Origin of the sequence: Clostridium folliculivorans, from assembly GCF_024341905.1 — a bacterium.
Lineage (GTDB): Bacteria > Bacillota > Clostridia > Clostridiales > Clostridiaceae > Clostridium_AR > Clostridium_AR folliculivorans.
The window spans coordinates 120260-135201 of the sequence record NZ_BQXY01000008.1 but is presented as its reverse complement, the minus strand read 5'-3'; the positions used below and the strand labels follow the sequence as shown (position 1 = coordinate 135201).

Genomic DNA, 14942 nt, shown 5'->3' with positions numbered 1-14942 from the left:
TACAAGTTGTAAGTTAATTCATTAACGTTAACCCATTATTTTAACATGTAAAAACATTATGTTTTTTAATAAATTATTTCCGTAAATTTTCGTAAATGTTTTTGTAATTATTTTAAAAAATGTGCATGTATAGAGTTTACAGTTTTAATCTGAGATGTAGACTTCAATCATTAAACCTTCGGATGATTAAGCATTTAATTTCACCATAATGCCTTAGTACTGTCTTAACTTAAAGCAAAGTAAAAAAACTCACTGAATTATCTTTTTCAGTGAGTTTTGGCAAATCTAATTTTTGATCTTTAATTTTATGAAATTCTATCTTTATATTTTATCTACAACGTCTCTTATTTTCTTTACAAACTCATGGTTAATAAGATTATATTTATCTTCTGCATTCTTTGAAGCATTTCCGAAAAATACATGTGGTTTTTGTTTTACCGATAAATCAATTTGCTCTATAAAAGAAGCAATATGTATCTGATCACAACCAAGTTTTGGCGCATACTCTTCTACATTATGAATCTTTATACCACCTGGGAGGATCTCTAACCTGTCACCACAGTAATCGATCATTTTCATGAGTAGCTCATATCCATCTTCAATGGTGTTCTCTTGCGCCTTTGTAAGCACTCTTTTAACGCCTAAGTCTATAAGTATATCTAGTGCTTCAAATACATCAGGTACAACATCGATGGCTCTATGAAAAATAACCTCTTTATCTCCTGCTAATTCAACAATTCTTTTGCATCTATCAACATCTATTCTTCCATCTTCTTTCAATATACCGAAAACTATACCATCAGCTCCACACTGTAATGCTACTTTAACATCCTTTTCCATTACCCTAAATTCTTCTTCAGTATAGCAAAATCCACCTTCTCTAGGTCTTATCATAACCACCACAGGTATACTAAGTCTTTCTTTAGCTTCAAGTATAGAACCAGCAGAAGGGGTAAGACCTCCATACATTACATTAGAGTTAAGTTCTATCCTGTCAGCTCCGCCTCTTTCAGCTTCTATTGCATCATCAACTGAACCACAACACACTTCTATTAACATTTTGTTTTTCATAACCATCCTCCATCTTTTCACAAATTTATGCCTATACTTATAGTGCAGTGCTAACTCTATAATCATTCACACTTTCAAAACATCTTCTAAGTTTTTCACAAGAGTAAAAAATAACTGAAGCCACCTTCTTTAAATAGCTTTTTTGCACATCTGCCTTTCCTAATCTATATTAGGAAAACTTGGCAGTCAAATAAGCTTTGTTTTTTACATATAACCATAAAAACTTCCTGAACCATTGAAATATGTAGGTTTAACTAACTCAAAAATTTTACACTTTACCTTACATAAAAAAACTGATATCATCGCAATGATACCAGTGAAAACTAAAAAAATCAAATTCTAATATTCAACTCTATTTAGAGCACATTAATTTTTAAGACTTAAAAGCTTTTTCTTTAACTGTTCCTCGATACTTTGAAGTTCTACTTCCGCTTCCTTACGTTTTTGACGACCTTCTGTTTGTATGCGGAGCACTTCATCTAGAGTTGAAATTAAGGATTCATTTGTAGCACGAAGTGTTTCTATATCTACAATTCCTCTTTCTGATTCTTTAGCGGTCTCTATAGTTGACATCTTTAGAGTCTCTGCATTTTTCCTAAGTAATTCATTAGTCATATTAGTAACTTCATTTTGTACTCTAGCAGCATTAGTTGAATGTGCAACCCCCATAGCTAACACAATTTGGCTTTTCCAAAGTGGTATTGTATTAACTATTGTAGACTGTATCTTCTCTGACATTAAAGAATCATTATTTTGAACCAGACGAATTTGTGGAGCCATCTGAAGCGATATCATTCTAGTTAATTCCAGATCATGAATTTTCTTTTCAAAGCGATTGCAAAGAGATACAAAATCATTAGTTGCTTGAGCATCCTCTGGAAGCCCTGACTTTGTTGCTCTATCAACTAGCAATGGTAGTTCTTCCTTCTCTAGTCTTTCAAGTTTCTTTTTTCCTGCAAATATATACATAGAAAGCTCTTTAAAATACACCTTATTTATCTCATACATTTTATCAAGCATAGCAATATCTTTTAATAGTTGAATCTGATGACTTTCAAGTTGATTACAAATCTTATTTATGTTTGCTTCTACCTTCTCATATTTTGCTCTTACACGAGTAATCTTTTCCGAAGTTTTTTTGAAGAGACCTAAAAATCCTTTTTTATCTTCTTCAGATTCAAAACTTTTCAATTCACCTACTACATTAGTGAGCATTTCCCCTATTTCGCCTAGTTCCTTCATCTTTATATTATTTAAGGCCGTTTCAGAAAAATCCGCAATTTTCTTTTGAGCTCCCACTCCATATTGAAGTATAGAGTTAGAATTTGTTATATCAATCTTCTCTACAAAGTCATTGACCATTTTCTTTTCTTCGTCTGTAAGATAACTTTCATCTATCAAATCCACATTCTTTTTTTGTTCTTGAACCTTAGATGTAGTTATATCCTCTTCAAAAGGATCAAAAGTTAGGTTTGGCGTAATATTAATATTTTCTTTAAGTTCATCGTTCACTATTAATTCCTCCTATTAATTGACTATACTATTTTTTGAAATCATTTTTTGTTAATCCCTCTTGTGTAAAAAGTGTTTGTAGTACAGATATATCAGTAGAAATATCTAAAGCAACATCTTCAAACAAATCATCTAGAAGCTTCTCAAAAGCATCATTAACAGTATCTATTGTATTTTCAATCTCCACTTTAGACCTTTTTATATTTTCTCCTTGAACAACTTGATCATTTAACTCTTTATAAGTACAGACCAATTTAAGGGTAATTGGCAAATAGTGTCTTATAAACTTACTAACTGCTGATAACCTTCTAGGATTATTCTCTACAAAGCTAAGTATTTGTCTCACAATATTCTGAAGCCTATCTAATTTTGCAGAAATTTTCTCTACATGTATAGAATCATTTAACTTATTTATCTGTTCAATATAATTATTTCCAACTTCAAGTGTATTCTTTAACTGTTCCTCTTCAGGATCATTTATTTTTTCTTCTTGTTCTTTCTTGTCATTTCTAAGTTCTGCTTCCTTACGCCTTTTATAAGCCTCCTGTGCATCTAGATAATTATCATAAACTTCATTACTTATCATTAGTAATGTATTATTATCATCAAGATGACCTTGAGTAAACATACCCAGTTCAATCATTTTTCTTAAATCTTTAACAACAAACTTTTCTTTTTTATCAACAACTTTAGCCAATTTTTCAATATTACAATAGCTGCCATCTCCAAGGCAACTTATATATTTTCTAAAACGTCTCACTCTTTTTCTTAAGCTTACACCTTTAAACGTCATTCCCATACTTATTATAAAAAATGATGACAACAATCCAAGTCCAACAAGATTTGCTATTAAGAACTTACCTAAAACCGAAATAAAAGCTGCATATACTATTGTTTGAATACCAAATAAAACGCTTCCTGTAATACCCAAAGACATGTAAACTACTCCGGATACACGACCTACTGGTTTCTTACTTATATATTTTTGCATTCCTTTTTGATCTTTAGTAACAACATCAGTAACATTTCTATATTGATTTTGTACCTTATATTTCATTTTATCATTAAACTCTTGAGATTTATTCTTCACAGTTTCTTTCACTTCATTTATGGTATCTTCTGCTTTATTATTAATATCTTGCTTCAGATTATTAATATCTATATCTATGGAATCCAATGCATTTTTAACTGTATCTTTAATTTGACGTTCTAAATCTGAGAAATCAAGTTTACTCATACTGATGCCTCCATTTTACTTAATCCTAGCCTATAAAATCAATTAAAATTCAATAATATTGTTGATTTATTATATATCAATATTGAACAAATTACAATTTACAACATCTTTACTTTTTACCAATTTAATCATTATAATTTTAATTTATAGTAATAGATTATGCCAGTAACTTCTTGATTGTTTCATCTCTCCAGCAATAAAGTAAACGAATTAAACATCTTATGTTTATGACTAAAACTAATTATAATTATTTTTTATAAATTCTATAAAAACCCTTCACAAAACTAATGTAATTAGTTATTATATTAATATAATTAGTTTAGAGGTGATTTATATGAAAATAACTCAGATAGGTATGATTTATCAACTTACTTTCTTTCCTCATGTTTTTCCTGTAAATGTATATATTATAGAAGAAAAAACTAGCCTTACATTGATAGATGCTGGAATTCCAATTAGCTTAAAAGGGATATTAAAAACTGCAGATAAAATAGGTAAGCCTCTTGACAGAATAGTTTTAACTCATGCTCATAGTGATCATATAGGTTCATTAGAAAGTCTTAAGCAAGCTTTACCTAATGCTAAGGTTTATATCTCTAAGAGAGAAAATCAAATTTTACTGGGAGATTTATCTCTTAATCCTAGTGAACCTCAAGTACCTATTAAAGGTGGGGTCCCTAAAAAAAGTATTATGAGTGCAGATGTATTACTGGAAGATGGAGATGCTATAGAATCATTAACCTCAATTTATGTTCCTGGTCATACTCCTGGAATGATGGCTTTTTTAGATAGGCGAAGCAATTCACTTATTGTAGGTGATGCCTTTCAGCTTAGAGGTGGTATAGCAGTAGCTGGTAAGCTAGTACCTACCTTTCCTTTCCCTAGCCTCGCCACATGGAATAAAGAGCTTGCTATACTAAGTGCAGAGAAGCTATTGCAGTATGAGCCTACTTTATTAGCCACTGGTCATGGATCAATGCTTAAAAATCCTGTAGATGCTATGAAAAAGGCTATATCTGATGCTAAAATTGCAATAAATAAAGATTAAAGGAGTATAACAAATGTCACCTAGGGTAAATCTTGATTTAATTACTATTCTAAAAACAGCTGCTGATATAGCCGACACTGAAGGAATTGATGCAGTAACAATGATAGAGTTAGCAAAAAGATTAAATGTAAAGTCACCTTCTCTATATAATCATATTAGTGGAATGGGTGAACTTAGAGTTAATTTAGCCATTTATAGTATGGAGCAGTTATATGAATTACTAGTTAGAGCCACTATTGGCAAATCAAAAGACGATGCTATCCGCAGTTTATCAACAGCTTATGTTTCTTTTGTAAGACAACATCCTGGACTGTATAATGCAATAATCTTTGCCCCTAATACTGATAATGATAAGTTTAAAATTGCAGCAGACAAGATTGTAGATCTACTCTTATTAGTGCTAAATTCATATGATTTAGAAAAGGATGATCAAATCCATATAGTGAGGGGGCTAAGAAGTATGCTTCATGGTTTTTCTTCATTGGAACAAACCGGTGGATTTGCAATGCCATTTAATGTAGATGATAGTTTATCTGTAATGGTTGATATATTTATTACAGGAATACACTCTATCAAAAATAGAAAATAACTTAATAAAATTCTTGTGTTTAGATAATTCATTAATATATCTGTTTCACTTAATTAATATTTTTTACAAACCATAATTAGCATTGCATGTTATATTTGTGCAATGCTAATTATATTGATAATGTACAAAAGAGGTCCTGTATCAAAACTTAATTTATACTTATTCAAAAATCTAGGCTTACGGGAATTCTCCAGCATATATAAATTAGTAGTTGAGTTAGGAACTCTATATAAGCTTCTTTTAAATTATCAAGCTCATCATTAATGTATTGTAATAAACTCCATTTATATAGTTATCAGCTTTAAGTATTCCTTCTACTTCAAAACCAAACTTTTCGTATAATTTTATGGCATTTGAATTATCTTCCCTAGTTACAAGGCTTATTTTTTTAGTAACTTTATTTTCTTTAGCCCACTTTATAAGGTGCTCTATGATTTTACTACCTAATCCTAAGCCACAAAAATCTTTAGCTACAACTATCCCTAAAACTCCTACATGTTTAGTTCTTGCTTTTTGGTTAGAGTTAATTGATGCTATACCTATAATTTCATCCTCAATAGTAGCTAAAAATATTATAGAGTTTTCTTCTTTATACACACTTTCAAGATAATTCTCGTAGTCTTTCAAATCCCTTATAAATTCATTTTTCCCAAATGAAAGAAAATCTGTTTCTCCTCCAACAACATTATAAAAATCTATAATAGATTTTGCATCTTCTTTTTTTGCTTCTCTTATAACAATTTCTTTTACATCTCTTAAAGATACGCTTACCATAACTTATCCCCTCTTCAATTAACTTACTTAATTAAATAATTAAACTTATTCATTAACCTTCTTTAATACAAACTTTAACGATATCAATAATTATATATCACAATAACTATTCCTTAATAGCTTAATCTACATTTAAATCTTCTTTCCTTCCTCTAACAAAATAATTTATCTTTATTTTTCCTTTATATTAGATTAAAATTATAATTATTATAAAAATTAACTAATAATGAAGAAAAGGATTCACTATAGACATACAGCCCTTTTCTCAATTTAAATATGCTTATAGGAGATGTGAAACTATGTCAAATGAAGTTAATTCTTCTAATTTTATAAGAAACATAATAGTAGAAGATCTAGATAGTGGTAAACACGACGAGATAATAACTCGTTTTCCACCAGAACCAAACGGTTACCTACATATAGGCCATGCTAAGTCAATACTTTTAAACTTTGGACTTGCAAGTGAATTCAAAGGAAAAACACACTTAAGATTTGATGATACAAACCCAGTTAAAGAAGATACTGAATATGTTGAATCAATAAAAGAGGATGTAAAATGGCTTGGTGGTAACTGGGATGCTCTATTCTTTGCATCTAATTACTTTGATGAAATGTACAACAGAGCTATACTTTTAATAAAAAAAGGGAAAGCCTATGTTTGTGATTTAACAGCTGAACAAGCTAGAGAATACAGAGGAACTTTAACTGAACCAGGTAAAGAAAGTCCTTATAGAAATAGATCTGTTGAAGAAAACTTGGATTTATTTGAAAGAATGAAAAATGGTGAATTTGGTGATGGTGAAAAGGTTCTTAGAGCCAAAATAGACATGTCTTCACCTAATATAAATATGAGAGATCCTATTATATACAGAATATCTCATTCTACTCATCATAATACTGGTGATAAGTGGTGCATCTATCCTATGTATGACTTTGCTCATCCACTAGAAGATGCTATTGAGCATGTAACTCATTCTATCTGTACTTTAGAGTTTGAAGATCATAGACCACTTTATGATTGGGTTGTAAGTGAATGTGAGATGGATTGTGCTCCAAGGCAAATAGAGTTTGCAAGACTAAACATGACCAACACAGTTATGAGTAAGAGAAAACTTAAGCAACTAGTTGACGAAAAGGTTGTTGACGGCTGGGATGATCCTAGAATGCCAACTATTTCAGGACTAAGAAGAAAAGGATGTACTCCTGAAGCACTTAGAAACTTCTGTACTGCTATTGGAGTATCTAAAGCTAATTCTTTAGTTGAATCTCAAATGTTAGATTACTTTATAAGAGAAGATTTGCAGCTTAAAGCTCCACTTGCTATGGCTGTGTTAAATCCTCTTAAGCTTGTAATAACTAACTACCCTGAAGATCAAACAGAAATGCTTGAAATAGAAAACAATGCTAAGGATGAATCTCAAGGCACTAGACTTGTTCCATTCTCTAGAGAATTATATATTGAAAAAGAAGACTTTATGGAGAATCCACCAAAGAAGTATTTTAGATTATTTCCCGGAAATGAAGTTAGACTAAAAGGTGCATACTTTGTTAAATGTAATGAAATAATCAAAGATGAAAATGGTGAAGTAATTGAAATTCATTGTACTTACGATCCAGAAACTAAGAGTGGATCTGGTTTTACTGGAAGAAAGGTTAAAGGAACTATCCATTGGGTAGATGCAAAGACTTGTATTCCTGCAGAATTCAGATTATACGAACCATTAATATTAGATGATGAAGAAGAAAATGAAGGAAAGCACTTCCTTGAACAAATAAATCCAAACTCAACGGAAGTATTACAAGGCTTTATTGAACCAACTGCTTTTAAAGCTGCTAAGCCTCAAGATAAATTCCAAATGGTTAGAAACGGCTTCTTTAATGTTGATTCTAAATATACTACAGCTGATAAATTAGTATTTAACAGAATAGTTTCTTTAAAATCATCCTTCAAATTAAGCTAGTATAAAACAGTATTACAAATTAACTACCTGAATGAAAAAACTGCTAAGGTCTAAGCCATTAGCAGTTTTCTTTTTATTAAAACACTATATAATTTCACTCAAAATATATAGATGTTCATACATCACTCTATTTTTACATAACAATTTAGCTATCCCATATATAAGATAGCTAAATCAAAAATTATATTCCTAAGAATTTTTCAAATCTACTTCTTACCTTTTCTTCACCCATTATTTGCATTATAGTGTAAAGATCTGGTGTATTATTTCTATGAGCTAATGCACTTCTTACTGCACCTGCAACATCAGAAATCATTCCTTTGAATTGATCTGGATTTGCTTTGAATTCTTTTCTATTAGCGCAATATCCAAGTCTTATTCCTATTTCCTTTAAGTCTTCAAACCAAGCTTCTTGGCTTCCTGCATTGAAGTTAAATTCATCTTTATAAGTGTTTATTATTTCTTTTGCAACTTCTATAGTAAGACCTTTTGGTAGTTCTATTTGCTCTACTGTTTCTCTATCAAATAATTCATCGAAGAAATAAAATATCTTATCTTGTACTTCATCCCATTTAGCATAGTCTTTTCTTGGCTTTGGACCTTCTTTATCTATATTGAATATTTCCTTTGCCATAGTTTCGTTTGATGTAACTAAAGTATACATTTCTTCATCATACTCTTTAGCCCAAGCGATATAGTTTGCATAAACATCATCAGCCTTCATTGCAGCTATACGATCTTTTGATACGTCATTTAATTTAACTAAATCAAATAATGCACCACTCTTACTCATCTTTTCCAATTGAACTTCAAACTCATGGTAATCAGCTGTTGGATTTTCAGCTCTCCATTCTTCAAAAGTTGAGTTAACGATGTTAAGAAGATACTCTATAACTGTAACTGTTGGGTATCCCACTTCTTTATAGTAAGAAACAGCAGCTTCTGCATCTTTTCTCTTCGAAAGCTTTCTCTTTGAACCACCATCTTGTTTCATTATTGTAGGAATGTGAGCATATCTAGGTGCTTCAAAACCTAATACTTCAAATAACTGGACATGTATAGGAAGCGAAGATAACCATTCTTCTCCTCTTATAACATCTGTAGTTCTCATTAAGAAGTCATCTATTGCATGAGCAAAGTGATAAGTTGGAAGTCCATCCCCCTTTATAAGTACAACATCCTGATTGTTTTCAGGAAATGATATATCTCCCTTTATTAAATCATGGAAATCAACTCTGTTTTCAGGATTTCCTGGGGACTTCAATCTTATTATATATTGTTCTCCTCTTTCAATTCTCTCTAAAGCTTCTTCTTCAGTAATGTTTCTAAACTTTGCATATTCTCCATAGTAACCTGGAGTTATTTTATTAGCTATTTGTTTTTCTCTTAATTCTGCTAATTCTTCTGGTGTGCAGAAATCTGGGTAAGCTAATCCTTTTATTAGTAAGTCTTTTGCAAAAGTATTATATATTTCAGCTCTTTGGCTTTGTCTATATGGACCGTATTCACCTTTAGAAGTTTCTTGTCCTGTCATACCTTCATTGAAATCTAATCCAAAATGATGCATAGTTGCTATAGTATCATCTATAGCACCTGGAACTTCTCTCTTTTGATCAGTATCCTCAATTCTTAAATAAAATACACCTTCACTTTGACTTGCTAGCCTTTCATTGATTAACGCAGCAAACACTCCACCTATATGTTGGAATCCTGTTGGACTTGGTGCATATCTTACTACCTTTGCACCTTCTTTAAGATTTCTTTTTGGATACTTTTCCATATAATATTCTATTGAATATTCAACCTTTGGGAATATTTTCTCTGCTAATTTTTCAAAACTCATTAAGCACATCTCCTTTTTTATCTATGGCTATATCTAATATTATTATTGAAATTAATTTTATCTGGCTCATATACTTTAAGAAAACTCAAATTCAATGTATTAATTAAACATAACCTTATTTTTATATAAAAATAAAAGCCTTTCATCCTAAAAATACTTAGGACGAAAGGCTATCTTCCGCGTTACCACCTAAATTGATTAATTTCTTAATCCACTTATTTATCTTTAAGGGAATAACCCCATAAATATACTACGTTTATAAACTTTCTATCTATCGCTCCAAAGCTTCCTTCAATAGTTTTAACTTCTAGGATTACACCCTCCCTAGATCTCTTTGAATTAAGAACCTATTTACTCTTCTTTATCAACACGCTTATTAAGTTTTCATGTCTTAATTTATTATTTAAAAAATACAAATCAATTATACATTTTCAAAATAATAATGTAAAGATATTTTCTTATTATAGAATGAAGTAATTTCTATAATTGATGCTTATTATTATAGAAGCAGTTAAATCACAGTGTTTAAATTAAGCCTTTTTCTTACTTTTTCTAAAATAATTACTTTTGCTATCTTTTCTATTAGTATCATTCTTTCTTACATTTCTATTTTTTCCTGCGTCTCTATTTTTCTCAGCATTTCTATTCTTCGATATATCAGAACTTCTAACAATTACTTCTAAGTCGTTAGCTGTATATGGATGTTCTTTAATAACTGTTATTGATTTTGATATAGTTTTTTCGATATGTTTAAGTAAGTCTCTTTCTTCATCATCGCAGAAAGAAATTGCCATACCTTCTGCTCCAGCTCTTCCAGTACGTCCAATTCTATGCACGTAGGTCTCTGGTACTTCTGGTAAATCAAAGTTTATTACATGAGACAACTTTTCCACATCAATACCTCTTGCAGCTATGTCCGTTGCAACCAAAACTCTTATTTTCTTTTCTTTAAAATTACTTAATGCAAGCTGCCTTGAGTTTTGTGATTTATTACCATGAATGGCCTGAGCCTGTATTCCGGATTTAATTAGATCACTAGTTATTTTATTTGCATTATGCTTTGTTCTAGAAAACACAAGAACAGACTCAATTGATTTATCCTTTAATAGATGAGTAAGTAAGTGTCTCTTGTTCCTCTTTTCAACTAAATATACTGACTGCCTAATAGTATCAATAGTAGTTGAAACAGGAGTTACCTCTACCTTTATTGGATTTAAAAGAATCGACTCGATTAGCTTTGAGATTTCCTTAGGCATAGTTGCAGAAAATAACATTGTCTGCCTATTCTTAGGAAGTTTTGCTATAATTCTTTTAACATCATATCCCAGTCCCATATCAAGCATTCTATCAGCCTCATCAAGCACTAAAAACTCGATATGCTGTAGATTTATATATTTTTGTTGTACTAAATCCAGTAATCTCCCTGGAGTTGCAACCAAAATATCTATTCCTGCTTTTAACCTCTCTACCTGAGCCTTTTGTGAAACTCCACCAAAAATCGCAGTATTCTTTATTCCAGTATACTTTCCATAGGCTGAAAAACTTTCTTCAATCTGGATAGCTAATTCTCTTGTTGGAGCTAACACTAAGGCTTTAATATTCAAATTATTTTTTTCAGTTTCTTTCTTTTTATAAAGAAGCTGCAACATAGGTATAGCAAATGCTGCTGTCTTCCCTGTACCTGTCTGTGCAAATCCTTCTAAATCTTTTCCTTCAAGGATAACCGGAATTGCTTGCTCCTGTATAGGGGTAGCGCTTATATATCCTTCATTCTTTATGGCTTTTAAAATTGGTTCAATAATCTTCAATTCTTCAAAAAACATTTTTCTCCTTATAGGCACACCAGTTTAGTACCTTAAAATCTTCTATAGTATTAAAATAAAATCTATGGATGTACCACTTCATAATAAATTTTACATTTTTAAATTCTCTGCTCAGAACCCAGCAGAGTTTTAAAAATAGTTTTTGGATTGAAGTGGTACATCTATGGATGTACCACTTCATAATAAATTTTACATTTTTAAATTCTCTGCTCAGAATCCAGCAGAGTTTTAAAAATAGTTTTTGGATTGAAGTGGTACATCTTTATAAATAACTAAAAACCCCTTAAATAGAATACCTATTTAAGGGGTAAAAAATCTACTAATTAAAGAATAGTAACATTTTCTGCTTGAGGTCCTTTAGGTCCCTTAGCTACATCAAAAGAAACTTCTTGGTTTTCTTCTAATGTCTTATATCCATCTGTCTTTATTTGAGAAAAATGTACGAATACATCCTTTCCATCTTCTCCTGTAATAAATCCAAATCCTTTTTCTCCGTTAAACCATTTAACTTTACCGTTCATATCATATACCTCCGAAATTTTATTATTCTTAAATTTGTTGTAATAACTAACTAATAAAATCTCGATATCATCATACTCTATTACTAGGTACTAATTGAAATATATTTTGTTGCATTATTTACTATTAATTTAAGTACTTGATAAGAATACCACAGTTTAATATATAAAGCAAGTTATTTTTATTTACATAATTTAAATCTGCTACCTTCTTATTAGAATTGCGATTATAGCTATGTATTATTCTATCCTGTAATGTGCAATCAAAAGAATCACATTAAATTTATAACTTACCTATTTGCAACTATCTGATCCTCTCTTCCCACATTGCTCTAAGTGATATGGATAGGTTGAAACCACTATATTATGATTTCTAAGCAATGTTTCTCTAAGAATTAAACTTGTATGATTATGCAAAACTTCTCCCCTCTTTTCATGACTGATAAATTCCGGTAATATTACTGTTATCTTTTCATCCTCGCCAGCAGCATCTGCAATCAATTGTATGTTCTCAATCAAAGGATTTATTATTGCTCTATATGGCGAGTACCTAGAAACAAGTATAATATCAGTATCTAACTCATTCCACCTATGTTTTAATTTATCTATAGCTTCTTGGTCTGGCGATATATTTAATGCAATAACATTCTCACTTAAACTTTGAGCGTATTGAAGTGTACTTATAGATGCCTTATTTAAACTAGCTATTGGAACTACGACAATATGAGTATATTTTCTCTTCATATTTATGGTTTTTAGGTTTACAGTACTTATACTTAAACCAGTTGCTACTTTATCATAGTGAGCTTTAATCCTTAATTGACCTAAAATTATAATTGGAATCAATATTACGACTATAAAAGCTCCTTGACTAAACTTTTCAATCAAAATTACTATTCCTGTTATTAAAGTTAATGCAGTTCCTATTCCATTTATAATGGCGCCTTTTTTCCATCCTTCTTCTCTTTCTTTTATCCAGTGATTAACCATACCAAATTGACCTAAGGTAAAAGAAGTAAACACACCTAATGCATATAATGGAATCAGCCTATGAGTATCTGCTCTAAATATAATAACCAAAATACATGCAATAAAAGATAACCCTACTATTCCAAATGTAAATCCAAGACGCTTTCCTCTAACGGTAAATTGTCTTGGTGCATAACCGTCCTTAGCAACTATATACATAAGCATAGGAAATCCAGTAAAAGCTGTATTGCACGCCATAAGCAGTATTATAGCTGTACTGAATTGTATTATATAAAACATAAAACCATTTCCAAAAATTCCTGTAGCTATTTGTGAGATAACTGTAGGTCCATCTGTAATTGGTACTGCTGTATAAAATATGGCAAGTACTGATGTGCCTCCAAATATAAAAAATATCATTAATGCCAATAATATCATAACAGTCTTTGCATTTCTTTGACTTGGCTCTTTAAAGTTAGGAACAGAATTACTTACCGCCTCTAATCCTGTTAAGGCAGAACATCCTGAAGCAAAGCCTCTTAATATCAAAAATAGTGATAAGCTTTGTGTAGCTTTAGTTGGTACAGAATACATTGGGGTTGGATGAATATTCAGTACAAAATATTTAAATAATCCATAAACTATCATAAATATCATACTAAATATAAATATATAACTAGGGATTGCAAATATCTTTGAGGATTCACTTATACCTCTTAAATTTAAAATAGTTAAAATTATAATTATCACCAAAACTATTAAAACTTTATATTGCATTAAACTGCTGAACGCTGAGGCAATGGCATCTGCTCCAGCACTAGCACTAACTGCTACTGTAAGTATATAATCTATTATTAGACCTGCACCTGCAGTTAAACCAGCCTTATCACTCAGGTTTTCTTTAGCTACCTTATATGCGCCTCCACCCTGAGGATATGCCTTAATGATTTGTATATATGAAATTGTAAGGATTATGAGTAGTCCAATAATCATAAATGAAGTCCAGGTTAACCATTTATATGCTGCCGCACCTAATACTATTAAAACAAAAAGAATTTCCTGTGCCGCATATGCTACAGAAGATACAGCATCGCTAGCCATAATTGCAAGACCAAAAGGTACGTTATACTTCTCATGCTTACCTTGCTCACTACTCAAAGGTTCTCCAAGTAGCACATCTGAAAATTTTCTATTCATTGCTTTACCCCCTATGCTATGTTGTAAAAAGTTTATATTTAATTAACTTATAAATAATTTCCCACTCTTTTATAGAGATCTTAATGTGAAATTATACTTTCTCTCATTTATATTAAAATGATTCATAATCTTAGATTAGTGTTTGTGTTTTGACGGTGTTTTTATACATTATTTACTGAAAGATATATTGATCTAAAGAAATACTGATAAAAATATATCCAGATATCCAATGATATCTTTATTTTGCACTAAACTAATAGCAATTCATCAGATTATTTTTATAATATTTTTTAATCACACTTTAAACCTATGCAGTAACTGCTAAGTAATTACGAAATATATAGTAGGGTTGATTATTTATTTAATAGATATTTGTCGAATATAAGGAGGTGTTTTTTTA

At 30.6% G+C, this 14942-nt stretch carries 11 protein-coding genes and 1 other annotated feature; of the genes, 3 read left to right on the top strand and 8 right to left on the bottom strand.

Annotation, left to right across the window (positions count from 1 at the left end; genetic code table 11):
* Positions 1–321 precede the first annotated feature (321 nt).
* The 3 genes from OCU55_RS19235 to OCU55_RS19225 all read right to left on the bottom strand — a co-directional run bounded on the left by OCU55_RS19235 (position 322) and on the right by OCU55_RS19225 (position 3820).
* Positions 322–1071 (bottom strand): copper homeostasis protein CutC, encoded by a 750-nt coding sequence (locus OCU55_RS19235; protein WP_261853912.1) that lies wholly within the window; start codon positions 1069–1071, stop codon positions 322–324.
* Positions 1072–1437: 366 nt separating this feature from the next.
* Complete coding sequence (locus OCU55_RS19230) at positions 1438–2583, bottom strand: toxic anion resistance protein (protein ID WP_261853911.1); 1146 nt, start codon at positions 2581–2583, stop codon at positions 1438–1440.
* A 28-nt stretch (positions 2584–2611) separates the two neighbouring features.
* Positions 2612–3820 carry a 5-bromo-4-chloroindolyl phosphate hydrolysis family protein gene (locus tag OCU55_RS19225; protein WP_261853910.1) on the bottom strand — a complete coding sequence of 403 codons (1209 nt, stop codon included), beginning with the start codon at positions 3818–3820 and terminating at the stop codon, positions 2612–2614.
* 334 nt (positions 3821–4154) lie between these two features.
* Between OCU55_RS19225 and OCU55_RS19220 the strand changes: the two genes are divergently transcribed.
* Positions 4155–4868 (top strand): MBL fold metallo-hydrolase, encoded by a 714-nt coding sequence (locus OCU55_RS19220; protein WP_261853909.1) that lies wholly within the window; start codon positions 4155–4157, stop codon positions 4866–4868.
* A gap of 13 nt (positions 4869–4881) precedes the next feature.
* The gene (locus OCU55_RS19215) at positions 4882–5457 is read left to right on the top strand and encodes a TetR/AcrR family transcriptional regulator (protein WP_261853908.1); all 576 of its coding nucleotides are present in this window, start codon (positions 4882–4884) and stop codon (positions 5455–5457) included.
* Between the two features lie 240 nt (positions 5458–5697).
* On the opposite strand, the gene OCU55_RS19210 is transcribed toward OCU55_RS19215, so the two are convergent.
* Positions 5698–6231 (bottom strand): GNAT family N-acetyltransferase, encoded by a 534-nt coding sequence (locus OCU55_RS19210; protein WP_261853907.1) that lies wholly within the window; start codon positions 6229–6231, stop codon positions 5698–5700.
* 299 nt (positions 6232–6530) lie between these two features.
* Here OCU55_RS19210 and OCU55_RS19205 point away from each other — a divergent pair, with 299 nt between their 5' ends.
* Positions 6531–8192 carry a glutamine--tRNA ligase/YqeY domain fusion protein gene (locus OCU55_RS19205; RefSeq protein ID WP_261853906.1) on the top strand — a complete coding sequence of 554 codons (1662 nt, stop codon included), beginning with the start codon at positions 6531–6533 and terminating at the stop codon, positions 8190–8192.
* A gap of 181 nt (positions 8193–8373) precedes the next feature.
* Here the strand turns inward: OCU55_RS19205 and gltX are convergent, their stop codons facing one another.
* The 4 genes from gltX to OCU55_RS19185 form a co-directional block, all read right to left on the bottom strand.
* A complete protein-coding gene (gene gltX, locus OCU55_RS19200) occupies positions 8374–10035 on the bottom strand; it encodes a glutamate--tRNA ligase (protein WP_261853905.1) in 1662 nt (553 codons plus the stop codon).
* A 155-nt stretch (positions 10036–10190) separates the two neighbouring features.
* Positions 10191–10412: a binding site (T-box leader), on the bottom strand.
* Positions 10413–10565: 153 nt separating this feature from the next.
* Positions 10566–11858 carry a DEAD/DEAH box helicase gene (locus OCU55_RS19195; protein ID WP_261853904.1) on the bottom strand — a complete coding sequence of 431 codons (1293 nt, stop codon included), beginning with the start codon at positions 11856–11858 and terminating at the stop codon, positions 10566–10568.
* 323 nt (positions 11859–12181) lie between these two features.
* The gene (locus tag OCU55_RS19190) at positions 12182–12379 is read right to left on the bottom strand and encodes a cold-shock protein (protein ID WP_128215213.1); all 198 of its coding nucleotides are present in this window, start codon (positions 12377–12379) and stop codon (positions 12182–12184) included.
* Between the two features lie 291 nt (positions 12380–12670).
* The gene (locus OCU55_RS19185; RefSeq protein ID WP_261853903.1) at positions 12671–14542 is read right to left on the bottom strand and encodes an APC family permease; all 1872 of its coding nucleotides are present in this window, start codon (positions 14540–14542) and stop codon (positions 12671–12673) included.
* Positions 14543–14942: the final 400 nt, after the last annotated feature.